We start from the raw sequence: 23,109 nt of genomic DNA, 5'->3' as shown, positions 1-23,109 counted from the left end.
AGCCATTGCGGCTGCCCCGTCCATAGCCGCCGCTAGTCTCCTGCCATGGCAGACAGCGGCTACTCCGGAACACCGCAGCTCAAGAAGCTCGGGGTCAGGCCGGGGCTTCGGCTCGTGGTCGTCGGCGCGGACGGCGACTGGGACTTCGCCGAGCCGCTCGAGGATGTCGAGCGGGTGCCCGAGGGCCCGACCGACGTCGCGCTGGTGTTCGTACGCTCCGCGGCCGAGCTCGACGGCCTCGCCGCGTGGGGCGAGTGGATCTTCCCGGCCGGCTCGCTGTGGATCGCGTGGCCCCGCAAGGCAGCGGGCCATGTCAGCGACGTGACCGAGAACGCGATCCGCGACGGCGCGCTCGAGCTGGGCCTGGTCGACGTCAAGGTTGCCGCGATCGACGGCGACTGGTCAGGTCTCAAGCTCATGTGGCGCAAGGAGAACCGGACTCGCTAGTCGAGGCAGAACTCGTTGCCCTCGGGATCGCGCATCGTGATGAACCCGGACTCGAGTGGCGGGGCGGGCTCGACCCGGTAGGCACGGGTCGCGCCGAACCCCTCGAGCCGCGACGCCTCCGTCTCGAGCACATCCATCCGAACGTCACCCGTGGCGTCAGGAACCCGGACATCGAGATGGAGGCGGTTCTTGACGATCTTGCCCTCGGGGACCCGCTGGAAGAAGATCCTGGGCCGGCCGTCCGCGACGATCGCCGACCTGGAGTTCCACTCGCTCTCGGGCACACCGAACGCCGCGAGCGCGGTCTCCCACGAGTCGAACCCCTCGGGCGGGGCCTGCACGGCGTAGCCGAGCGCCTCCGCCCAGAACTCGGCGAGGGCGCCCGGGTCGGCACAGTCGAACGTGATCTGCACTTCTTTGCTCATACGTTCACTGTGCCCCGCACGGCAGACACTTTGGCGCGATCAGACGAACTCGACGCCTTGCGCGAGCGGGAGCTCGGTGGAGTAGTTGACCGTGTTGGTGGACCGGCGCATGTAGACGCGCCACGCGTCAGAGCCCGACTCGCGGCCGCCGCCGGTCTCCTTCTCGCCACCGAACGCGCCGCCGATCTCGGCACCCGAGGGGCCGATGTTGACGTTGGCGATTCCGCAGTCGGAGCCGACGACCGACATGAACATCTCGGCCTCGCGCACGTCGAGCGTGAAGATCGACGACGACAGACCCTGGGCGACCTCGTTGTGCATCGCGAGGGCGTCGTCGAAGTCGGTGTAGGTCAGGACGTACAGCAGCGGGGCGAACGTCTCGGTCTTGACGATCTCGGTCTGCTTGGGCATGTCGATGATCGCGGGATGGACGTAGTGGCCATCGCCCTCGACATCGGCCGCCGTGCCACCCGTCACGAGGTCGCCTCCGTCGGCCCTGGCCTGCTCGACGGCAGCGCCGAACGCGTCGAACGCGGGCTTGTCGACGAGCGGTCCGACCAGCGTCGAGGACTCGAGCGGCGAGCCGATCGGCAGCGTCTCGTAAGCCGCCTTGAGCCGTGCCACGAGGTCGTCCTTGATCGACTCGTGCACGATGATGCGGCGCAGTGACGTGCACCGCTGGCCGGCCGTGCCGACCGCGGAGAACACGATGCCGCGCACGGCGAGGTCGAGGTCTGCCGACGGCGCGACGATCGCGGCGTTGTTGCCGCCGAGCTCCAGGAGCGTACGTCCGAGGCGGGCCGCGACCCGCGGGGCGACCTGCTTGCCCATGCGCGTCGAGCCGGTCGCCGAGACGAGGGGCACGCGCGGATCGTCGACGAGCACCTCGCCGATCCGGTAGTCGCCCAGCAGCACCGCGGACAGCCCTTCGGGCACGCCGGCGCGACGAGCGGCCTCGGCGGCGAGCGCCTGGCAGCCCAGCGCGGTCAGCAGCGTCTTCTCCGACGGCTTCCACACCACGGCGTCACCGCACACGAAGGCCAGCGCAGCGTTCCAGGACCACACGGCGACCGGGAAGTTGAACGCCGAGATGACGCCGACGACACCCAGCGGGTGCCACTGCTCCATCATCCGGTGGCCGGGACGCTCGGTCGCGATCGTCAGGCCGTGCAGCTGGCGCGACAGGCCGACGGCCAGATCGCAGATGTCGATCATCTCCTGGACCTCACCGAGGCCCTCCGAGACAATCTTGCCGGCCTCGATCGAGACGAGGGCGCCGAGATCGTCCTTGTGCTCACGCAGCAGCTCGCCGAGCTCGCGGACGAACTGTCCGCGTACGGGCGCGGGCACGCTGCGCCACTGCTCGAACGCCGACTGGGCGCGGCCGATGACGTCGGCGGCCTCGTCGGGCGTGTGCGAGCGGAGGCGACCGATCTCGCCGCCGTCGATCGGCGAACGGCAGACCAGGTCACCGTCTGCGACGAACGGGTTGCCCGCGCCGAGGCGGTCGAGGATGTCTTGCGTACGAATGGCGATGTCGGTCATGTCAGACCTCTCCCTGCTCGGCGAAGTGGCGCCCGGCCTGTGTCGAGAACAGCTGCTCGAGCGTGATGTCTTCCTGCTTGATGAATCCAGTGTCCGGCAGCGTGCCATCGGCGACGAGCTCGACGACGCTGACGGCCGATGCGGCGGTGGTCCACGAGATCGCACGCCACATCCGGCCGGAGATGTTGAGCGGCTTGTAGGCGCGCACGTGGTTCTCACGGAACGGGTGACCGTGCTTGACGCCCTCGACGGCGGCGTGGATGAAGACGACGTCGTCGCTGACCGGCGGCTTGGAGTCGACCAGCATCTTGCCCACGAGCTCACGCTGCTCCCGCAGGTTGAGCTCGTCGAACAGGAAGTGCATCTGGTCGAAGTGGCCGGGGTAGCGCAGCGTCTTGTAGTCGAGCCGGTGGACGCGGCCCTCGTACGTCTCGCACATCGTGCCGAGTCCGCCGGACGTCAGCGCGGCCTCGAGCTCGATGCCGCCGATGAAAACCCGCTCCTTCTCGGTCATCGCCGGCACCATCTGCCGGTTGCCCGAGCGCAGCACCTCGCAGTCGTTGAGGTACTCGTTGACGACGCCCTCCGGCGACCAGTTGATGGCATAGCCGAGCAGACCCGTCGGGTTCTGCGGCAGCGCACCGACCTTGAGCTCGATCGAACGGATATCGTCGAAGGTCTTGGCGATCGAGGCACCGATGATGCCGATCAGTCCGGGAGCAAGGCCGCACTGCGGGGCGAACGCAGCCCCGGGCTTCGCGCTGGCGAGCTCGATGACCCGGTTGGTCGTGGGCACGTCCTCGGTGAGGTCGAAGTAGTGCGTGCCGGCGTCGTACGCGGCCTCGGCGACGTCGATGTTGAGGTGGAAGGGCAGGCACGACACGACAGCGTCGACCCCGCGCAGCGACTCGCGCAGCCCGGCGGTGTCCTGCACGTCGAGCGGCTTGACCTCGAACCCGAGGTCGTCACGGGGCGCGGCGTCGTAGCCGATGACCTTGAACCCCGACTCCCCCAGCATGACGGCGACAAGCTCGCCGACCTTGCCGAGCCCGAACACCGCGACCTGGTTGATGATGCGCGCCACGAATCCTCCTCACGACCGGGTGGGTCCCACCGCGGTACGACGATGCGCCGAAGGTGGTCGGCGTCCCCTCGAGCGTATCGCGTACGAGGACGGATTACTGTACCGGCCGGTGCAGTGATTCGCGACACGTCCGGAACCTCGCGGCGTCGCTCGATCGACACCTCTTCTGACCAACGCGCGGTCCGCGTCATGTCACCTCGATGACGACCTTTCCTTGGGTGTCTCCCGCGGCGAGCCTCGCCAACGCCGCGGGCGCCTCCTCAAGGGGATAGATCCGGTCGACCACGGGTCCGATGACGCCGTCGGCGACCAGGGTGGCGACCGTCGCCACGTCGGCACGCGACTGCGGCACCACCAGCACCCTGACCCGTTTCCCGGTGGTCCACCGGATCGTCGGCCCGGCGACGAGTGTCGCGAGCAGGATGCGGGTGTGCCCGCCGACCACGAGGTACGTCCCGCCTGGGCGCAACGCCCGATGCACCCGATAGGGCGAGCGGTTCGCCACCAAGTCCACGATGCGGTCGTACCGGCCACGGTGATCGGCCCAGTCCTGATCTTCGTAGGCAATCGTCTCGTCGGCACCGAGGCGCAGCAGGTGGTCCGCCTTGTCCGCACGGTCCACGGCCGTGACCGAGGCGCCGAGGTGCTTGGCGAGGCCGATCAAGAACACGCCGCCGGCGCCCCCCGCGCCATTGACCAAGACCCGGTCGCCGGGCTGGACGCCCTGCGTGGCGCGCAACGCGATGCCACCCGCCTGAGGGATCGCCGCCGCATCCACGAAGGTCATCCCGGGTGGCTTGCGGGCCAGTAGACGCGGCGAGGCGGCGACGTACTCCGCGAGCCCGCCACGGTATTCGGCGAGCTCCCCGAAGACCTCGTCGCCCGGCGCATACTCCGTCACCGCACGCCCCACCGCCGACACGACCCCGGCGATGTCCGAGCCGGGCACAGGATGGCGCGGGCGCCGCAACCCGCGCAGACGCGCGTAGAACGGACGGCCGGCGAGGTTCTCGCGGTCCGATCCGTTGAGGGAAGCGGCCCGGACCCGGACCAGGATCTCGTCGTCAGCCGGGACCGGCTCTGGGAGATCACCCACGGTGACGACGTCGGCCGCGCCGTACCGGTCCTGGATGACGGCTTTCATCAGGGCTCCTGTCTCACAGCAGCAGTTGTCGTCAGCCTAGCGACGGGTGGGTCCTGCCGACGGACTGAGACAGCGCCGCGGCAGGACCCCCGAAGCTCTAGCCCGGGATCGTCTGGGCGGCGGCGCGGTTGGCGGCCGAGACGACGGCCCGCAGCGAAGCCGTGACGATGTTGCTGTGGATGCCGACGCCCCACACGGTCTCACCGGCGACATCGCACTCGACATACGCCGCGGCCTTGGTCGTCGCACCCTCGGAGCCCGGCGCCAACGCGTGCTCGGAGTAGTCGAGCAGGCTGATGTCCGCCCCGGCCTGGCGCAGGCTGTCGACGAAGGCCGCGACCGGTCCGTTGCCCTCGCCCCTGAACTCCTTGGCCTCGCCTCGGACGCGCAGCATCACGACCTGGTGGTCGCCACCGTCCTCGGCGGTCATCGAGCGGTAGTTCTCCAGGTCGTACGGCTCGCCGATGTCGAGGTACTCCCGCTCGAACGCCGCCCAGATCGCGCTCGGCTCGATCTCGCCCGCCTCGCCCTCCGTGAGCTGCTGCACGACCTGGCTGAACTCGATCTGCAGGCGACGCGGCAGGTCGAGCTGGTGGTCGTTCTTGAGGATGTACGCGACGCCGCCCTTGCCGGACTGGCTGTTGACCCGGATGACCGCCTCGTACGTGCGGCCGACGTCCTTGGGGTCGATCGGCAGGTAGGGCACCTCCCACGGGACCTCGTCGACGTGCCGGCCTGCGTCGGCGGCGTCCTTGGCCAGCGACTCCAGGCCCTTCTTGATCGCGTCCTGGTGCGAGCCGCTGAACGCGGTGTAGACCAGGTCGCCGCCGTACGGATGACGCTCCGGGACCGGCAGCTCGTTGCAGTACTCGACCGTGCGGCGGATCGCGTCGATGTCGTGGAAGTCGATCTGCGGATCGATGCCCTGGCTGAACAGGTTGAGTCCCAGCGTCACCAGGCAGACGTTGCCCGTGCGCTCGCCGTTGCCGAACAGGCAGCCCTCGATGCGGTCGGCGCCGGCCATGTAGCCCAGCTCGGCGGCCGCGACGCCGGTGCCGCGATCGTTGTGCGGGTGCAGCGACAAGACGATGCTGTCGCGCCGAGGCAGGTGCCGGTTCATCCACTCGATCGAGTCGGCGTAGACGTTGGGCGTGGCCATCTCGACGGTCGCCGGCAGGTTGATGATCAGCGGCCAGTCCGGCGTCGGGTCGATGACCTCGATGACCTTGCTGCAGACCTCGAGCGCGTAGTCGAGCTCGGTGCCGGTGTAGGACTCCGGGGAGTACTCGTAGGAGATCTTGGTGTCCGGCGTGTGGATCTCGGCATACTTCATGCACAGGCGGGCGCCCTGCGTCGCGATGTCGGTGATGCCGTCCCGGTCCAGGCCGAACACGACGCGCCGCTGCAACGTCGACGTCGAGTTGTAGAAGTGGACTATCGCCTGCTTGGCGCCGACCAGCGACTCGAAGGTGCGATCGATCAGGGGCTCCCGGCACTGCGTGAGCACCTGGATCACCACGTCGTCGGGGATGTGGTCGCCCTCGATCAGCTGGCGCACGAAGTCGAAGTCGGTCTGGCTCGCGCTGGGGAAGCCGACCTCGATCTCCTTGTATCCCATGCGTACGAGCAGCTGGAACATCGCCAGCTTGCGCGCGGGGGTCATGGGGTCGATCAGGGCCTGGTTGCCGTCGCGCAGGTCAACGGCACACCAGCGCGGTGCCTGCGTGATGGTCTTGCCCGGCCACGTGCGGTCGGGCAGCTCGATCGGCACGAACGGCTTGTAGCGCTGATACGGCATGCCGCTGGGCTGCTGAGGGGTGTTGGCGTAGGTCGTCATTCGGGATCCTCGGGGTGTTTGTCTGGCTGGGTTGCGGCCGGGACGTGACAAACTCCGCGCCGAGGGGTCCGACCTAGAGGACCTCGACGCGGCAGAGAAGGAGGAGGCTCTGGATCCGCATGTTGATGGGTACTTTATCAGCATGACCAGCGACACCGCCAAGGGTTCCTACGTCGACCCCGGCAAGGCCTTCGATCGCGACATGAACTACATCCCGGACCGGATCACGCGCGACGGGCGGGACGGCTGGCCGGTGCAGGCGGGCCGCTATCGCCTGATCGTCGCCCGCGCGTGCCCGTGGGCCAACCGGTCGATCATCGTGCGCCGCCTGCTGGGGCTCGAGCACGCCATCTCGATCGGCTACTGCGGGCCGACCCACGACGCGCGCAGCTGGACGTTCGACCTCGACCCCGGCGGCGTCGACCCGGTGCTCGGCATCGAGCGGCTCCAGGAGGCGTACTTCAAGCGGTTCCCCGGCTATGCCCGCGGCATCACGGTCCCGGCGATCGTCGACGTGCCGACCGGCGAGGTCGTGACCAACGACTTCCCGTGGATCACGCACGACCTCGCGACCGAGTGGACCGAGTTCCACCGCGAGGGCGCCCCCGACCTGTGGCCCGCGGGCGTGCGGGACGAGATGGCGGAGGTCATGCAGCGGATCTTCACCGAGGTCAACAACGGCGTCTACCGCTGCGGCTTCGCCGGCTCGCAGGAGGCGTACGACGCGGCGTACGACCGGCTGTTCGCCGCGCTCGACTGGCTCGAGGAGCGGCTCGCGACCCGGCGATTCCTCATGGGCGAGACGATCACCGAGGCCGACGTCCGCCTGTTCACGACACTGGCGCGGTTCGACGCGGTCTACCACGGCCACTTCAAGTGCAACCGGCAGAAGCTCAGCGAGCTGCCGGTCCTGTGGGCGTACGCGCGCGACCTGTTCCAGACGCCGGGCTTCGGCGAGACGATCGACTTCGGCCAGATCAAGCGGCACTACTACGTCGTGCACTCCGACATCAATCCCACCGGGATCGTGCCCCAGGGCCCCGATCCCGACGTGTGGCTGACGCCGCACGGGCGCGAGGCGCTCGGCGGGCACCCGTTCGGCAACGGGACCGCTCCCCTACCCGAGCGTTGACACGGGCTGGAGCGGACCGCTCGGGGCGTAGGCGCGGCGGCCCGCGAGCGATCGAGGCAGCGCGATCGCCCGCCACCGCTCCTGTCGCGACGCACCCTCCGACAGCGAGGTGAGGATCGCGCGGAGATCGTCCGAGCCGTCTCCCTCCTGGATCGCCGTACGGGCGAATCGGGCCCGCTCGACCCTGTGGAGCAGGCGTGTGAGGGCGTCGTGGTCGATGCCGTCCCGGGCACCCAGTCGGGTCGCGAAGCCACGCGGTGTGTCCGTCGGCGAGAACGGCAGGCCGAAGTCGCGCGCTGAGTCCTCTAGCTCGCGCCACAGGGGTTCGACCGACGAGCCGGCACGGCTGAACCGCCAGCGACGCCGAGCCCAGCGCAGGAGGGCCGGAACACCCACGAGCAGGACCAGCGCGGCGACCGTGATCAGCGCCGTCCGGGGTGCGGTCCGCGATGAATCGGACGAGGTCGCGGCGGTGCTGTCGACCGGGTTGGTCTCCTCACGCACCGACTGGCGGTTGGTGCCGGACACCTCGCCGTCGTCCGTGCTTGAGGACGGTGAGCCCGGCTCGAGGAACCTCGTGGCCGAGCCGACGCCCGGGGTCGGCTCGAAGCTGATCCAGCCCGCACCCTCGAAGTAGATCTCGGTCCACGCGTGCAGGTCGTCGGACGTCGCCTCGTACTGGTTCTGGCCGTCTCTGACACCCACGACGCTGCCCGGCGCATAGCCGACCGCGATCCGGGACGGGATGCCGAGCGTCCTGGCCATGACGGCCATCGCCGAGGAAAAGTGCACGCAGTAGCCGGACTTCTTCTCGAGGAACTTCGCGATGACGTCGATCCCGTTGCCGTCGTAGCCGTCGGCGACCGGAGCGGTCTCGGAGTAGGCGAACGCCCCGTCGTTGCGGAGGTAGTCCTGGAGGGCGATGACCTGGTCGTACTGGTTCGTGGCATCTTCGGTCACGCGTCGCGCCGTGTCCTCGATGATCGCGGGCATCTTCTCGGGGAGGTCGGTCTCGTGCTGGACGAGGATCCTGGAGCTGGGCGGCGGGATCGCCCGCATCTGGGTGGCGGTCGGCTGGATGTCGAGGCTCGTGACGGAGTACCTCTGCCCCCGGGTGTCGTCGTCGGGCGACGTCATCGTGAGCCCGAACCCCCTGAGCCACTTGCCTTCGAGGCCCGAGACGTCCTCCATCGGGTAGGGCACGGGCAGCATCGTGGTGCGGAGCTGACGGATCGTGATGGTGGTCGACTCCCGTTCGACCTTGATGTCCGGGTCCATGAGCGCCTCGGCCCCCTCGGGGGCGCTGAACTGCCGGGTGGAACCGGGCTTCCACGTCTTGCCCGAGAAGTCTCGAAGCGTCGCGACCTTGAGATAGGGCGCCTCGGGCAGCCCGGTCGTGTACGTGAGTGCGGTCGTGGTGCCGTTGCGCCGGAGGTTCTGGCCGAGCTCCAGCATCGGGTTGATGCCACGGCCGAACACCGCCGGCGGCGGCTTGCCCCACGACGTCGCCACGGCGCTGACGTCGGGCGAGATGACGGGGAAGGTGACCGCCGCAGCGAGAGCGGCGACACCCAGGACGAGTGCGGGGCCGCGCTGCCGACGGGCGAGCGTACCGCCCACGGCCGTCCTGGACCGCAGGATCACGAGCCACAGCGCCGCGACCACGACGAACAGCCACACCGACGGCGTGTCCCCGGCGATCAGTGCCGGCGTCGCAAAGACCGCGAGCAGCAACAGGCCGATGCCCGATGCTGCCCGGCGGCGTTCGAGCAGGACGTCGGCGACGATCACGAGCAGACCGAATGAGCTGGCGACGACGAGCACGACGGGCTTCGCGGCGGCGACCGGCGCCTGCTCCTCGATGATGATCACCTGGGCCGCCGACGCCAGACTGCCCAGCTCACGGAACGTGTCGAGCGTCGGCAGGATGACGATCAGCGTGTCGGGCACGAAGATCCAGGCCAGGGCGAGCAGCTCCACGACCACGGCGATCGGCGCTACCCACCGAAGGCCGACGGCACGCAGGATCGCACACGCCAGGCCGGTCAGCGTGGCCACGAGGATCGTCGTGATCCACCAGTCGTTGCCGGCGATGACGCTGCGGAAACCCGACAGGAGCAGCGCGAACGCCAGCCCGATGATGAGGTGGTCGAACCACGTGTCGCGCGCCGTGCGGGCGGTGACGCGCTGCGTCGATGCCTCAGCCCGCAACATGGGTCCGCGCTCCGTCGAACTCGGTCCACAAGTGGCCGATGTCGTCATTGGGTCGGTAGGTCACGACGCGCCAGCGGGCGTCCTCGAGCACACCCAGAGCCTCGCGTGAGCTGTGCGCCTCGACGAGGGCGAGCACCGTGCGCGACGTCGACATCGTGGCGGCCCAGTGCTCGGCCCGTTCGATGCTCACGCGTCCGAGCACCACGAATACCGCACGCTCAGGGGCCACGCGGCGATCGTTGTCGTGCTCCTCGGGCTCGGCCACGGCGAGGTCGACCATGGCGTCCTCGAGGGTGTCCTGTCCATCGGCGATGAAGCGGTCGATCGCGGTCCCGTTGGACTGGAGCACCACGACGTATCCGGCCTTGACCAGGTGCGCGGTGATCGATGCGGCCGCGACGACGGACCACTCGAACGAGGCGGAGTACTCCCACTGGCCCTGGCTGTCCCGCGCGGTGCCCTGGCTGACCGGTTCGCAGTCGAGCACGACGGCTGCACGGGGTGTGAGCTGCTGCTCCTCCTGGCGGACCATCAGCTCCCCGCGGTGCGCCGTGGCCTTCCAGTGCAGCCGCTTCATGGCGTCGCCGGGCAGGTAGGCCCGCGCGATGACGTCATCGTCGCCGACCCCGACGTGCTGCGGCGCCGGGCGGGTCGCGCCGTCCTCGCTCGTGCCACGCGGGGCGATGGGCCGCAGCTCGTAGCGGCGCGGCAGGACCGTCAGCATCTCGGGGCTGCCGAACGTGTGCCGGCGGAAGACCAGGCCGAAGGGATCCAGCACGTTGACCCGCAGCGGCCCGATCGGGTGACGACCGCGCCGCAGGCCCTGCAGCGCGTACGAGAAGGAGACCCGTGAGTCGGTGCCGTGGCTGCCGCCGAGTGCCGGGAGGATGCCGGAGGCGTCACCGGAGATGCCGTGGGGCAGGTCGTCGGACCACCTGGCCTCGAGGCATGGCAGCACCGAGAGGTTGGTGATGCGCACCGTGGCGTGAGACATCTCGCCCGGAGGTACGACCTGCGGCGCGAACGAGCGCTCGATGCGTACGCGGGAGTGGCCCGCGAAGACGTAGATCCCGGAGAACAGGACCAGCGCGAGCATCAGACCCGTGACGTACAGGAGCGCCGGCAGCGACAGGATCGGTGCGGCGACGAAGCTGACGACGCCGGCGACGAGGAATCCGACCCCTCGCCGGGTGAGCACGACCGAGCTCGCGGCCTGCCGAAGGCGGCCGCCGGAGCTGTCGGTCGTCATGGTGTCAGCTCGGCTGGACGGCGCCGGCCGGGACAGGTGTCTCGGCGACGATGCGGTCGACGACGTCCTCGACGCTCGACGCACCGCGCATGGGGATCAACCGGTGCGGCAGCACGACGGGGACGAGCGCGTCGATGTCATCTGGGAGGACGTAGTCGCGGCCCTGGACGGCCGCGCGGGCCTTGGCTGCTCGCACGAGCTGGAGCGTCGCCCTGGGGCTCGCGCCGAGACGCAGGTCGGCGTCGACACGCGTGGCCTGCGCGATGTTGACGGCGTACTGCTCGACGGCCGGGGACACGTAGATCGCCCTGGCAGTGGCGATCATGGCCTGCACGTCCTCGATCGAGGCGACGGACTCGAGGTCGTCGAACGGGTTCTCCGCGTCGCGGCCGCGCACCATGGCGAGCTCGGCGGCGGAGTCGGGGTAGCCCATCGAGATGCGTGCCATGAAGCGATCGCGCTGGGCCTCGGGAAGGGCGTACGTGCCCTCCATCTCGAAGGGGTTCTGCGTCGCGACGACCGTGAACGGGCTGGCCAGGACGTACGTCGTGCCGTCGACCGTGACCTGTCGCTCCTCCATCGCCTCGAGCAGAGCCGACTGGGTCTTGGGCGAGGCGCGATTGATCTCGTCACCGATCACGATGTTGGCGAACACCGCTCCGGGCTTGAACTCGAACTCGCGGTCGGCCTGGTTGTAGACCGAGACGCCCGTGATGTCGGACGGCAGCAGGTCGGGCGTGAACTGGATGCGGCGCACCGAGCAGCTCACCGAGCGGCCGAGGGCCTTGGCGAGAACCGTCTTGCCGACTCCTGGAACGTCTTCGATGAGGAGGTGCCCTTCGGCGAGGAACACGACCAGAGCGGCTTCCGCGGCTTCAGGTTTGCCGTCGATGACCTTCTCGATGTTGGCGAGAATGGCCCGAGCAGCTGTCTCGAACTCCATAAGCGATCGTAACCACATCCCACCAAATGCGCACCGATGTCAGCGAGGATCGACGGTTTCCGGACGTCGGATGTTCACGGCTCGGTCGCGGTACGTTGGGCGCGTGTCGCGCCTGTTGATCGTCCACCACTCCCCCACGCCGAACCTGCAACGGATCACTGATGCCGTCGTCGCGGGCGCCTCGGACGAGGCGATCGAGGGCGTGGACGTGGTCGTGCGCCCGGCGCTCGAGGCCAACGCCGAGGACGTCCTGGCCGCGGACGGCTACCTGCTGGGGACGTCGGCGAACTTCGGCTACATGAGCGGGGCGCTCAAGCACTTCTTCGACACGATCTTCCTCGAGGCCGGCGGCTCGCTCGCCGAGGACGGCTCGGCCGGCAAGGGCGCCGGCGGCAAGAAGCCGTACGGGCTTTGGGTGCACGGCCGCTATGACACGACGGGTGCGGTGCGTTCGGTGCAGAGCATCGTGCAGGCGTTGTCGTGGACCCAGTCGGCCGAGGTCCTCGAGATCATGGGCGACGTGGCCGATGCGGACCTCGACGCCGCACGTGACCTCGGCGGGACCCTGGCCGCGTTGCTGATGGATTGAGCCTCGCGTTCCTTGGCATGCGGGTGGAGAATCGACGTGCCGACCCGAGGGAGTGACCATGAACGTGCCCGACGCCTTGCCGACCCTGTCCGCCGGCTCCCACGACGCCGATCACGGTGAGGCATGCGTGATGGAGTACGTCTCGCTGCTCGCCGGTGAGGACTGGAGCGACCGTCCGGAGTGCACGCACCCGATGCTGGCCCACGAGGCACGCACGACGAACGACCTGCTGCGCGACAGCGACCGTGCACGACTCGTGCCGCTGATCGGCCGGCTCTTCGGCACGACGGAGGACTCCCCCGAGCTGCGCGCCAGGCTGCGCATCGCGCAGGCGCGCCAGGTCATGGCGTTGCTGGAGCCGGACTCGCGGAGCCGGGTCGTCGGTGCGATCGAGGAGGCCGAGACCTGGCTGGGCCGCGACGGCGACTCGACGGACGTGCACCGGGCCATCGACGAGGCCATGGCATATCCGAGGCACACCGGCGATCTGGACCCCGCGCACACGAGCTTCCACCTCAACGCGTCCCGGGTGTTCGCGTTCGTGATGGCTCCCGAGCTCGAGCCGGCCGAGGCGTACGCCGCCAGGGCGCTGGTCGTCGCCCACCTCGTCGCGGCGTCCGGCGAGTGCCGCGCCGACTGCGGCAGCGAGCCGGCCCGGGCGCGACGCATGGTCAAGGAACTGGCCGAGCTGATCGACGTGTACGACGAGGTGACCGGCCGAGTGGCGACCCCGTCAACGCAGGTGGACGTCCGGCAGCTCGCCCAGAGCCTGCAGTGAGCCTGAGCCGGTGCTCCCCGATCCGGACAGCACCGCCTTCCTGAGCTGGTCCAGGCTCTCGATCGACTCCTCGGTCGAGGCATCGAAGTAGGCCTCCTGCCAGAACGGGTACCTCGACACCCGGAAGTTGGACTTGAAGTCCGGGTGCGCCTTGAACAGCGCCTTCTTGAACGCCTTGTCGGCCGACTTGTTGTTCTTGACCATCTTGTCGAACTCTCGGCCGAGCTTGCTGTTCGACGGGGCGACCGACTTGATGGCGCCGCTGTAGTCGCCGATGTTGGCGTAGTAGGACGACAGATTGGCCTTGAGCGCGGAGCACAGCTCGGCGTAAGAGGTTCGGTCGCACGACGAGCCGGCGAAGAACCTCTTCGTGAGGTAGGCCTTGTCCACCTTGAGCCCCTTGAGAATCAGCTCGACGTACCTGGTTCGCTCCTGCACCGAGACGGGGAGGCAGGAGGCCTTGGACGTCGACGGGCAGTAGTAGTTGCCCACACTGCGACCGGGCTTGAGCAGAAGATCTTGGGCCTTGTCGAAGATCTTCTCGGCTCCCGAGTCACCCTCCTTCGTGGCGTTCACCCTGATGTTCCAGACGCAGTCCCTGCGCATCTGCACCAGCACGTTGTCGGCTGCCGTGACGTATGCCTTCACCGCCTTCGCGCGGGCCGCCGACTCCTTGATCGCCGTGCGTTCATCGGAGCTCAGGAGCTTGAAGAAGTTGTCGGGCTCCTTCGGGACCGCCGCGGCGTTGCGGGCAGCGGACTTGCGCAGCGTCAGCACCCGCTCGCAGGCGACCTTCTGCTTCGCCAGTGACTTCTTGGTCGTGGAGTCGTCGAAGTCCCACAGCCCGTTGGTCGCTTCCGCCGGTGCGCCCAAGAGGTCGTTCTTCTGGTCGTTCCATGCGTCGAGGGCCTCGGAGTATTCTCTGGCCCTCGCATCGCCCTCGACGTGCACGCCGTACGCCGCCCCGCCGAGTCCCAGCGCGAGAACCACCACGACGGCGATGGCGACGATCCATGTCCGGCTGAGCTTGCGGCGCCGGGCTGCGGGTTCCAGACCAGGAACGGGCGGGGTCGGATCAGACATGTGGCTTCCCAGGTGTGTCGTCACGAGTGGTCGAGCCTGCCCGGACCGACGGCTTCCGCGAGACAAGTCGGACCAGTATATGGACGAAATGCGTCAGTGTTTCGCGTTTGACCATTCCAACAGGCGCTCGACGGGCCAGGTCGTCACGATGCGCGACGCCGGCACCTTGTTGGCCGCCGCGCGCTCGGCGCCGTAGTCGAGGAAGTCGAGCTGTCCCGGGGCGTGGGCATCGGTGTTGATCGCGAACAGGCAGCCGTAGTCGAGCGCCAGCTGGATCAGCCGGCTCGGGGGATCCTGGCGCTCGGGCCGCGAGTTGATCTCCACCGCGACGTCGAAGCGCTCGCACGCCGCGAAGACGATCTCGGGGTCGAAGCGCGACTCGTCACGCCCACCGCGCGACCCCATGACGAGCCGCCCCGTGCAGTGGCCGAGCACGTTGGTGTGCGGGTTGGCGATCGCGTTGACCATGCGACGGGTCATCAGGTCGCGGTCCATCTTGAGCTTGGAGTGCACGCTGGCGACGACGACGTCGAGCCGGCCGAGCATCGCGTCGGTCTGGTCGAGGTCGCCGTTCTCGTGGATGTCGACCTCGATGCCGCTGAGCAGGCGGAAACCGTCGTACTCGGCGTCAACCTCGGCAATGACGTCGAGCTGCTCCGCGAGCCGTTCGGCGGTCAGGCCGTTGGCGATCGTCAGGCGCGGCGAGTGATCCGTCATCACCTGGTACTCCCGGCCCCGCCACACCGCGGCGCGCGCCATCTCCTGGATCGACGAGCCGCCGTCCGACCAGTTGGAATGACTGTGCAGGTCGCCGCGCAGCTTGGCCCGCAGCTTCACGCCACCCGTGGCGAGTGGCGCGGTGCCGCGCTCGCGGAGATCGGCGAGGTAGCCCGGCACCTCACCGGCGACGGCCTCGGCGATGATCCCGAACGTACGGTCGCCGATGCCCTTCACCCGCTTGAGGCTGCCGTCCTGCACCTGCCGCCTGAGCTCGTCGTCGGAGAGGTGCTCGATCGCGGCGGCGGCCCTGCGGAACGCCTCGACCCGATACGTCTTGGCAAGCTCGCGCTCGAGCCAGAAGCCGATCTCCTTCAGCGCCTCGACAGCGTCCATGCGGTCCCCTACCCCGCCCAGTGCGCGGGTCGTACGAGCGCCGCCGGGATCTTCGTACGCGCGTCACCCCGTGCGGCATTGACCTGCACCTGGGTGAGAAAGAGGCTGCCGGTCAGGTCGGCCCCGCTGACGTCGGCGTCCCGGAGGTCGGCGCCGATGAGGTCCGCCTCGCGGAGGTCCGCGCCACGCAGATCGGCCGCGATGAGCAATGCGCCGCGCAGGTTGGCGCCGCGGAGGTCGGCCTGGGCCAGGTCGGCGCCGATGAGATCGGCGCCGCGGTGCTCAGGGCCGCGGTGAGCCGCGCGTACGAGCTCACTCGTGCGCTGCAGCAAGGGGCTGACCTTTGCACGATGAGCCGGGAGGTCGAGCGCCGCGAGGGCGTCGGCGGCCGTACGCGTGAGGGCCTGAGTCGTGGCATACACCTGCTCGAGCTCGGGCGTCAGCGGTTCGGCGGCAGGCATCGTGAGCGCCTCGGCGAGATACCAGAGCATCTCGTGCAGCTGCCGCATGACCGGGAGCGCCGCGAACATCGACGCCGAGGTCTCGGGCGCGTCACGCCAGCTCACGCCCCCGAAGGTCACCTGGGCGACCTGCTGTCCGGCGCCGAAGCAGTCGTACACCGCGGAACCGCGGAATCCCTCCTCGCGGAGTCGATCGTGGATCCCGCAGCCGAAGTCCTGTTGCAGATTGAGGCACGGGTCGCCGGCTCGTTTGTCGATCGGGAAGTCCGCCGACTTCTCGAACGCCAGTGCCACGCAGCACAGCCCGAAGCAGCTGCTGCAGTCGGCGACAAGCTCGAGGCGGCGGTCCACGCGGGGAGCCTAATACGCTGGAGCGATGATCCGCCGACGCGTCGTGGTGAGAGGTGCCGTCCAGGGCGTGTTCTTCCGCGCCTCCTGCCAGCGCGAGGCGGCGGTGCGCGGCGTCGCGGGATGGGTCTCGAACCGTCCGGACGGCGCGGTCGAGGCCGTGTTCGAGGGCGCGGACGCCGCCGTCGAGGCGCTGGTCGAGTGGTGCCGTCAGGGTCCGCCGCATGCCGCGGTCTCCGGGGTCGAGGTGAGCGACGAGGAGCCTGAGGGTTTGACCGGCTTCAACGTTCGTTGAAGGCAGGCCCCACCGCGCACCGAACTACGGGAGGATCTACTGCAACGGGGGAATCCCCGCCACGCGATGCGAAGGAACGCAGCATGCCGAAGACGCAGTTCACCGTTCACACCAGCTTGTCGCCAAGCGATGTCCTCGCCCTGCTGGTCGACTTCGGGCCCGAACGCCCGGCCAACTGGCCGAACATCGACGACGCGCATTTCACGGTGCACGAGCTCGGCCCGACCACCGCCGACGTCACCGAGGGCACCGCGATGGGTTGGGAGCGCAGCCACTACGCGTGGGACGACGCGGCCGGCACCGTCACGGTCGACACCGTGGAGTCCAACCTGTGGGGGCCGGGCAGCGGGTGGCGCTACGAGCTCGAGCCGGTGGCCGGGGGCACGGACGTCCACGTCACCCTGACCCGCGTCGCGAACTCCTTGAAGGGTCGGCTCATCGGCGCGTTGATCCCGATCGTCGGAGCCAACGCGCTCGGGAAGCAGCTCAAGTCGGTGCTGCGCAAGGCCGAGTCGCGGTAGCTTCTCGACGATCCTCGGGGTCACCGCCGCCGGCTACCACGTGTGCCTCTCCCAGCTCGCCGAGCTGCTCGACACCGGAGACGGCGACAGGCGAACGGCTACGGCCCGGCGCCCGGTCCATGAGGCGTCAGAAGCCGAGCTTGCGGAGCTGCTTGGGGTCGCGCTGCCACTCCTTGGCCACCTTGACGTGCAGGTCGAGGTAGACCGGAGTGCCGAGGAGCTTCTCGATCTGCGCGCGGGAGTTGGTGCCGATCTCGCGCAGGCGGGCACCCTGCTTGCCGATGATGATGCCCTTCTGGCTGTCGCGCTCGACGTAGACGTTGACGCGCACGTCGACCAACGGCTTGTCCTCGGGGCGGTCGGGGCGCGGAACCATCTCGTCGACGACCACCGCGATCGAGTGCGGGAGCTCGTCACGTACGCCTTCGAGAGCAGCCTCGCGGATGATCTCCGCGATCAGCGTCTCCTCGGGCTCGTCCGTCAGCTGGCCCTCGGGATAGAGCGCCGGCCCCTCGGGCAGCGTGCCGATCAGCAGGTCGGCGAGCAGGTCGACCTGGTCGTTGGCGACGGCCGACACCGGGATGATCTCCTGCCACTGCAGTCCGGCGTCGATGCCGGCCTGCTGGATCTGGAGCAGGTGGTCGCGGAGCTTGTCGGGCTTGACCAGGTCGGTCTTGGTCGCGATCGCGAAGACCGGCTTCCGGCGGATCTGTGCCAGCTCGCGGATCAGGAACTTGTCACCCTCGCCGACGGTCTCGTTGGCCGGCAGGCACATACCGATCGTGTCGACCTCGGACCACGTCGAGCGGACCAGCGCGTTGAGGCGCTCGCCCAGCAGCGTGTGCGGCTTGTGCAGCCCCGGGGTGTCGATCAGGATCAGCTGCGCGTCGTCACGGTTGACCAGGCCGCGGATCGCGTGCCGCGTGGTCTGCGGCTTGGACGACGTGATCGCGATCTTGCCGCCGACGAGCGCGTTGGTCAGCGTGGACTTGCCGGCGTTGGGTCGGCCGACGAAGCAGGCGAACCCGGACTTGAACTCGCTCATGCCATCGCCTCCGCGACAAGACCCACGATACGGAGGCGATGGCATGATCCCTGCCACATGGGTCGCTCGCTGCGCTCGCTCATGACTCCCGCACCGACCCGACCGCACCGCTGGGATCGGCCACGAAGACGGTGACCCCGGAACCCCCGAGGTCGCGCACGGCCGCCACGTCGACCGACACCGACTCGGTGACCACCGCGGCGCCTTCAAGCCCCTTGGCACCCGACGACACGGCCATCGCGACGGCGAGGTCGAGTGCAGCGACGTGCAGCGACTCGAGTCCGACGGTCGACGCGGCGTACGTGCGACCGTCGAGGTCGCGCACCGCCGCGCCTTCGGCAGCACCCGTGCGACCCCTCGAGGCACGCGCGAGCGTCACCAACTTTGCGTCCTCAGGACTGAGTTCCATGGTCCGAACCTCTCGATGCAGGGGTGTTCGTGGGTTGTTCGATCCGGCTCACGAGGACCCGTCCGATGCGATTGCGACGGCCCGAAGGCCCTTCGGCCTCGAAGCGCAGGCCCTCGACCTCGACGACGCTGCCGCGGATGGGGACCTTGCCGAGGTGCTTGGCCATGAGACCGCCGACCGAGTCGACGTCCTCGTCCTCGATCGGGATGTCGAACAGGTCCTCGAGGTCGTCGACCTCGAAGCGGGAGCTGAGACGCCACGAGCCGTCCGGGAGCTGCTCGCTCTCCTCGGGCTCGGTGTCGTACTCATCGGTGATCTCGCCGACGATCTCCTCGACGATGTCCTCGATCGTGACCATCCCGGACGTGCCGCCGAACTCGTCGACGACGATCGCGACGTGCGTGCGCTCGGCCTGCATCTCCTTGAGGAGGTCGTCCGCGTGCTTGGTGTCGGGCACGAAGAGGCACGGGCGGGCGATCGACTCGACCCGCTCCGTCGTCTCGGCGACGTGGTTGTCGAACACCCGCTTGGTGATGTCCTTGAGGTAGGCCATGCCGATGACGTCGTCAAGGTTCTCGCCGACGACCGGCATGCGCGAATAGCCGCTGCGCAGCGCCAGTGACATCGCCTGACGCAGGGTCTTGTGGCGCTCGATGAACACGAGGTCGGTGCGGGGCACCATGACCTCGCGGGCGATCGTGTCGCCGAGCTCGAACACCGACTGCAGCATCTTGCCCTCGTCGGACTCGATGACCGAGCTCGCGGCGGCCAGGTCGACGAGCTCCCGCACCTCGACCTCGGAGGCGAACGGACCTTCACGGAAGCCCTCGCCCGGTGTCACGGCGTTGCCAAGCAGGATCAACAGCTGCGGGATCGGACCGAGCAGGCGGGTGAGGCCGATGACCGGAAGCGCGGAGGCCAGGGCGATCGACTCGGCGTGCTGGCGCCCGAGCGTACGCGGGCCGACGCCGATCAGGACGAAGCTGACGACGACCATGACGCCGACCGCGATGAGCAGGCGCTGCCACAGCCCGTCGACCTGGTCGGCGACGAACAGGGCGACCAGCACGACGCTCGAGGTCTCGGCGACGACGCGGACCAACAGGACCGAGTTGAGGAACGGGGCAGGGTCCTCGAGGATCTCCGCCAGGCGGCCGGCTCCCCCGCGGCCCTCGTCCTCGAGCTCCTCGGCACGCGCCTTGGAGAACGCCGAGATCGCGGCATCGACGCTGGCGAGGGTGCCCGCGACCAGCGCCAGGACCACCGACACGAGGATCGGCGCCCAGTTCATCGTGGGCTCGTCACGGTTGTTCGGGGTCCTTGCCCTCGGCGGCCTGCTGCCACTCCAGCAGGAGGCGTCCCTGGATGCCGAACATCTCCTTGTGCTCCTCAGGCTCCGCGTGGTCGTAGCCGAGGAGGTGCAGGATGCCGTGCACCGTGAGCAGGTCGACCTCGTCCTGTGTCGTGTGACCCGCGGCGGGCGCCTGCTGCTCAGCGACCTGGGGGCACAGCGCGATGTCGCCGAGATAGCCCTCAGGGCTCTCGGCGTCGTCGCGGCCGGGCGTGAGCTCGTCCATCGGGAACGAGAGGACGTCGGTCGGCCCCTTCTTGCCCATCCACTGCTCGTTGAGCGTCGCGATGGTGTCGGGATCGACCAGGCGGACCGTCAGCTCGGTCGCGGGGTGGAGACGCATGCGCCGCATCGTGAAGCGGCACAGGCGGGTCAGGCCGACGACGTCGACGTCGGCGCCGGACTCATTGAGTACGTCGACGTTCATGTGGCTCTGCACCTGCCTCGGCGACGCGGTTGCGGCGAGGACCGTCGGACTCGAACGAGTCATAAGCCGCGACGATGCGGCCGACGAGCTTGTGGCGCACGACGTCTGACGCGGTCAGCTGCGAGAAGTGGATGTCACGGACGTCGTCGAGGATGTCCTGGACGACGCGCAGACCGCTCTTGGTGCTGGTCGGCAGGTCGACCTGGGTGACATCGCCCGTGACGACGATCTTGGAGCCGAAGCCCAGGCGCGTCAGGAACATCTTCATCTGCTCCTGCGTGGTGTTCTGCGCCTCGTCGAGGATGATGAACGCGTCGTTGAGCGTGCGGCCGCGCATGTAGGCCAGCGGTGCGACCTCGATGACGCCCGACGTCAGCAGCTTGGGGATCGACTCGGGGTCGATCATGTCGTGCAGCGCGTCGTAGAGCGGGCGCAGGTAGGGGTCGATCTTCTCGCCGAGCGTGCCGGGCAGGAAGCCGAGGTGCTCACCGGCCTCGACCGCGGGCCGGGTCAAGATGATGCGGGTGACTTCCTTGGCCTGCAGCGCCTGGACGGCCTTGGCCATCGCGAGGTAGGTCTTGCCGGTGCCCGCCGGGCCGATGCCGAACACGATCGTGTGCTGGTCGATCGCGTCGACGTAACGCTTCTGGTTGACCGTCTTGGGTCGGATCGTGCGACCGCGGTTGGACAGGATGTTGAGGCTCAGGACCTCGGCCGGCTTCTCCTCGGTCTCGGTGCGCAGCATCGTGATGCTGCGCTCGACGGTCTCGCGGGTGAGGTTCTGGCCCGTCCGCACGATCGTCACGAGCTCGTCGAGCAGGCGCTCGACCATCGCCGCCTCGGCCGGCGATCCGGTCACCGTGATGGTGTTGCCGCGCGCATGAATGCGCGCCTCGAAGGAGTCTTCGATGAGGCGCAGGAATTCGTCAGCGGGCCCGAGCAGGGCAACTGCCGGGACGCTCGACGGGATCGTGAACGTGTGGGCAGGCGTGGTGTCATCAGTCATGTGGTCTCAATCGTACGCAATCGCGGTGACAGCGTGCGAATTCGCTCAGCCTGGCGGCCAACCCATCTCGCGGCCGGCCAGCACGTGGGCGTGGCAGTGGAACACCGTCTGGTGCGCGTCGGCGCCGGTGTTGAACACCAGCCGGTATGACCCGCCGCCCTCGGACTCGGCGATCTGCCGGGCCTCGGCGAGCAGCGCGATCGTCGCGTCCGTGTCGGCCGCAGCGAGGCTGCCGATGTCGGGCTCATGCCGCTTGGGAATGACGAGCACGTGCGTCGGCGCCTGCGGATTGAGGTCGCGGAACGCCACGGTGTGCTCCGTCGTCGACACGACCTCGGCCGGGATGTCCCCCGCGACGATCTTGCAGAACAGGCAGTCCGGGTCGCTCACTTGAACGCATCCTTGATCTTGCCGAAGACACCTTTGTGATTGTTGGCGATCAGTGCCTCGGGGCGTTCCTCGTCGCGCGCCCTGGCCAGCTGGAGCAGCAGGTCGCGCTGCTCGTCGTCGAGCCGCGAGGGGGTCTCGACAATGACCTGGACCTTGAGATCGCCGCGTCCCGAGCCCCGCAGCCGCGGCACGCCATGGCCCTTGATCGTCAGCGTGTCGCCGGACTGGGTGCCGGGCAGGACGTCGAGCTCGACCGTGGTCGCGCCGTCCGGCGGCTCGGGCAGGTCGGCCTCGAGGGTCGGCAGGTCGAGGTGCGTGCCGAGCGCGGCTGCCGTCATCGGCACCGTGATCTGGCAGAACAGCTGGTCGCCCTTGCGCTGGAACACCGCGTGGCGGGCGACGTTGATCTCGAGGTAGAGGTCACCGGCCGGTCCACCGCCGGGGCCGACCTCGCCCTCGCCGGACAGCTGGATGCGGGTGCCCTGGTCGACGCCCGCGGGGATCGTGACCGAGATCGAGCGGCGTGAGCGTACGCGGCCCTCACCGGCGCACTCGGGGCACGGCTCGGGGATCACCGTGCCGAAGCCGTGGCACGTGGGGCACGGGCGGGACGTACGGATGTCGCCGAGCAGCGAGCGCTGCACGTGCTGGACGTCGCCGTGGCCGTGGCACGTGCGGCAGGTGACGGGCTGCGAGCCGTTGGCGGCGCCGCTGCCCCTGCACGTCGTGCAGGTGACGGCGGTGTCGACCTTGATCTCATGGGTCACGCCGAACGCCGCCTCCGCGAGCTCGACGTTGAGCCGCAGGAGGGCGTCCTGTCCGCGCTGCGTGCGGGGTCGCGGACCGCGGCTGGCGTTCTGGCCGAAGAACGCGTCCATGATGTCGTCGAAGTTGAAGCCCTGACCGCCGAACCCGCCGCTGCCGTGGGCGCTCAGCGGGTCGCCGCCGCGGTCGTACGTCGAGCGCTTCTGCGGGTCGGACAGCACTTCGTAGGCGACCGTGACCTCCTTGAAGCGATCGGAGGCGTCGTCCGCGCCGTTGACGTCGGGGTGCAGCTGGCGCGCGAGCTTGCGGTACGCCTTCTTGATCTCGTCCGCAGTCGCGTCACGTCCGACGCCGAGCGTTGCGTAATAGTCCTGGGCCATCAGTGGTGGGTGTCCTTGATCACGTGGGGTCAGTTGTCGGCCAGCATGCGGCCGACGTAGCGGGCGACGGCGCCGACGGCGGCCATCGTTGCGGGATAGTCCATGCGGGTCGGCCCGACGGTGCCGAG

At 68.9% G+C, this 23,109-nt stretch carries 24 protein-coding genes; 6 read left to right on the top strand and 18 right to left on the bottom strand.

The window, feature by feature from the left end; translation table 11 throughout:
• Positions 1 to 45: 45 nt before the first annotated feature.
• Positions 46 to 447 (top strand): DUF3052 domain-containing protein, encoded by a 402-nt coding sequence (locus tag V6M46_RS06470; RefSeq protein WP_332662986.1) that lies wholly within the window; start codon positions 46 to 48, stop codon positions 445 to 447.
• Here V6M46_RS06470 and V6M46_RS06465 read toward each other — a convergent pair.
• The 5 genes from V6M46_RS06465 to leuA form a co-directional block, all read right to left on the bottom strand.
• The gene (locus V6M46_RS06465) at positions 444 to 872 is read right to left on the bottom strand and encodes a VOC family protein (RefSeq protein WP_332662984.1); all 429 of its coding nucleotides are present in this window, start codon (positions 870 to 872) and stop codon (positions 444 to 446) included. The genes V6M46_RS06470 and V6M46_RS06465 overlap by 4 nt on opposite strands.
• Positions 873 to 911: 39 nt before the next feature.
• Positions 912 to 2,417 carry an L-piperidine-6-carboxylate dehydrogenase gene (amaB, locus tag V6M46_RS06460; RefSeq protein ID WP_332662982.1) on the bottom strand — a complete coding sequence of 502 codons (1,506 nt, stop codon included), beginning with the start codon at positions 2,415 to 2,417 and terminating at the stop codon, positions 912 to 914.
• Position 2,418: 1 nt separating this feature from the next.
• A complete protein-coding gene (locus V6M46_RS06455) occupies positions 2,419 to 3,501 on the bottom strand; it encodes a saccharopine dehydrogenase family protein (protein ID WP_332662980.1) in 1,083 nt (360 codons plus the stop codon).
• Between the two features lie 187 nt (positions 3,502 to 3,688).
• Positions 3,689 to 4,645 carry an NAD(P)-dependent alcohol dehydrogenase gene (locus V6M46_RS06450; protein WP_332662978.1) on the bottom strand — a complete coding sequence of 319 codons (957 nt, stop codon included), beginning with the start codon at positions 4,643 to 4,645 and terminating at the stop codon, positions 3,689 to 3,691.
• A gap of 97 nt (positions 4,646 to 4,742) precedes the next feature.
• The gene (gene leuA / locus V6M46_RS06445) at positions 4,743 to 6,482 is read right to left on the bottom strand and encodes a 2-isopropylmalate synthase (protein ID WP_332662977.1); all 1,740 of its coding nucleotides are present in this window, start codon (positions 6,480 to 6,482) and stop codon (positions 4,743 to 4,745) included.
• Positions 6,483 to 6,624: 142 nt separating this feature from the next.
• On the opposite strand from leuA, the gene V6M46_RS06440 reads away from it, so the two are divergent.
• Complete coding sequence (locus V6M46_RS06440; RefSeq protein ID WP_332662976.1) at positions 6,625 to 7,614, top strand: glutathione S-transferase family protein; 990 nt, start codon at positions 6,625 to 6,627, stop codon at positions 7,612 to 7,614.
• Here V6M46_RS06440 and V6M46_RS06435 read toward each other — a convergent pair.
• From V6M46_RS06435 to V6M46_RS06425, 3 genes are read right to left on the bottom strand one after another with little or no spacing between them, the layout of a single operon-like run.
• Entirely contained in the window at positions 7,600 to 9,828 is a 2,229-nt protein-coding gene (locus V6M46_RS06435; RefSeq protein ID WP_332662975.1) for a transglutaminase TgpA family protein, read from the bottom strand. The genes V6M46_RS06440 and V6M46_RS06435 overlap by 15 nt on opposite strands.
• The gene (locus V6M46_RS06430) at positions 9,815 to 11,077 is read right to left on the bottom strand and encodes a DUF58 domain-containing protein (protein WP_332662974.1); all 1,263 of its coding nucleotides are present in this window, start codon (positions 11,075 to 11,077) and stop codon (positions 9,815 to 9,817) included. The genes V6M46_RS06435 and V6M46_RS06430 overlap by 14 nt, the downstream gene beginning before the upstream one ends.
• Before the next feature lie 4 nt (positions 11,078 to 11,081).
• Positions 11,082 to 12,020: an AAA family ATPase gene (locus tag V6M46_RS06425; protein ID WP_332662973.1), complete on the bottom strand. Its 939-nt coding sequence runs from the start codon at positions 12,018 to 12,020 to the stop codon at positions 11,082 to 11,084.
• A 103-nt stretch (positions 12,021 to 12,123) separates the two neighbouring features.
• Between V6M46_RS06425 and V6M46_RS06420 the strand changes: the two genes are divergently transcribed.
• Positions 12,124 to 12,609 (top strand): flavodoxin family protein, encoded by a 486-nt coding sequence (locus V6M46_RS06420; protein WP_332662971.1) that lies wholly within the window; start codon positions 12,124 to 12,126, stop codon positions 12,607 to 12,609.
• 58 nt (positions 12,610 to 12,667) lie between these two features.
• A complete protein-coding gene (locus V6M46_RS06415) occupies positions 12,668 to 13,387 on the top strand; it encodes a hypothetical protein (protein WP_332662969.1) in 720 nt (239 codons plus the stop codon).
• On the opposite strand, the gene V6M46_RS06410 is transcribed toward V6M46_RS06415, so the two are convergent.
• The 3 genes from V6M46_RS06410 to V6M46_RS06400 form a co-directional block, all read right to left on the bottom strand.
• Positions 13,343 to 14,470, bottom strand: coding sequence for a hypothetical protein (locus V6M46_RS06410; RefSeq protein ID WP_332662968.1), 1,128 nt, complete (start codon positions 14,468 to 14,470; stop codon positions 13,343 to 13,345). The two genes, V6M46_RS06415 and V6M46_RS06410, sit on opposite strands and share 45 nt — an antisense overlap.
• Before the next feature lie 93 nt (positions 14,471 to 14,563).
• Positions 14,564 to 15,583, bottom strand: a complete 1,020-nt coding sequence (locus V6M46_RS06405; protein WP_332662966.1) for a PHP domain-containing protein — start codon at positions 15,581 to 15,583, stop codon at positions 14,564 to 14,566.
• 8 nt (positions 15,584 to 15,591) lie between these two features.
• A complete protein-coding gene (locus V6M46_RS06400; RefSeq protein ID WP_332662965.1) occupies positions 15,592 to 16,395 on the bottom strand; it encodes a pentapeptide repeat-containing protein in 804 nt (267 codons plus the stop codon).
• Positions 16,396 to 16,420: 25 nt separating this feature from the next.
• Between V6M46_RS06400 and V6M46_RS06395 the strand changes: the two genes are divergently transcribed.
• Both V6M46_RS06395 and V6M46_RS06390 read left to right on the top strand, forming a co-directional pair.
• Positions 16,421 to 16,687 carry an acylphosphatase gene (locus V6M46_RS06395; protein WP_332662963.1) on the top strand — a complete coding sequence of 89 codons (267 nt, stop codon included), beginning with the start codon at positions 16,421 to 16,423 and terminating at the stop codon, positions 16,685 to 16,687.
• 83 nt (positions 16,688 to 16,770) lie between these two features.
• Positions 16,771 to 17,208 (top strand): hypothetical protein, encoded by a 438-nt coding sequence (locus V6M46_RS06390; protein WP_332662961.1) that lies wholly within the window; start codon positions 16,771 to 16,773, stop codon positions 17,206 to 17,208.
• Between the two features lie 127 nt (positions 17,209 to 17,335).
• On the opposite strand, the gene era is transcribed toward V6M46_RS06390, so the two are convergent.
• The 7 genes from era to dnaJ form a co-directional block, all read right to left on the bottom strand.
• Complete coding sequence (era, locus tag V6M46_RS06385) at positions 17,336 to 18,253, bottom strand: GTPase Era (RefSeq protein WP_332662959.1); 918 nt, start codon at positions 18,251 to 18,253, stop codon at positions 17,336 to 17,338.
• 79 nt (positions 18,254 to 18,332) lie between these two features.
• A complete protein-coding gene (locus V6M46_RS06380) occupies positions 18,333 to 18,578 on the bottom strand; it encodes a cytidine deaminase (protein ID WP_332662957.1) in 246 nt (81 codons plus the stop codon).
• A gap of 67 nt (positions 18,579 to 18,645) precedes the next feature.
• Complete coding sequence (locus V6M46_RS06375; protein ID WP_332662955.1) at positions 18,646 to 19,953, bottom strand: hemolysin family protein; 1,308 nt, start codon at positions 19,951 to 19,953, stop codon at positions 18,646 to 18,648.
• A 10-nt stretch (positions 19,954 to 19,963) separates the two neighbouring features.
• Positions 19,964 to 20,440, bottom strand: coding sequence for an rRNA maturation RNase YbeY (ybeY, locus tag V6M46_RS06370; protein WP_149688056.1), 477 nt, complete (start codon positions 20,438 to 20,440; stop codon positions 19,964 to 19,966).
• Positions 20,418 to 21,446 carry a PhoH family protein gene (locus V6M46_RS06365; protein WP_332662952.1) on the bottom strand — a complete coding sequence of 343 codons (1,029 nt, stop codon included), beginning with the start codon at positions 21,444 to 21,446 and terminating at the stop codon, positions 20,418 to 20,420. Before V6M46_RS06365 ends, ybeY begins: the two co-directional genes overlap by 23 nt.
• 45 nt (positions 21,447 to 21,491) lie before the next feature.
• The gene (locus V6M46_RS06360) at positions 21,492 to 21,836 is read right to left on the bottom strand and encodes an HIT domain-containing protein (RefSeq protein WP_332662951.1); all 345 of its coding nucleotides are present in this window, start codon (positions 21,834 to 21,836) and stop codon (positions 21,492 to 21,494) included.
• Positions 21,833 to 22,981 (bottom strand): molecular chaperone DnaJ, encoded by a 1,149-nt coding sequence (dnaJ, locus tag V6M46_RS06355; protein ID WP_332662949.1) that lies wholly within the window; start codon positions 22,979 to 22,981, stop codon positions 21,833 to 21,835. Before dnaJ ends, V6M46_RS06360 begins: the two co-directional genes overlap by 4 nt.
• Positions 22,982 to 23,109 lie beyond the last annotated feature (128 nt).

The organism is Aeromicrobium sp. (genome assembly GCF_036676885.1).
In the GTDB taxonomy this organism is placed as follows: Bacteria; Actinomycetota; Actinomycetes; order Propionibacteriales; family Nocardioidaceae; genus Aeromicrobium.
Note: the sequence above shows the minus strand (reverse complement) of the source record. Positions and strands in the feature narration are given on the sequence as shown.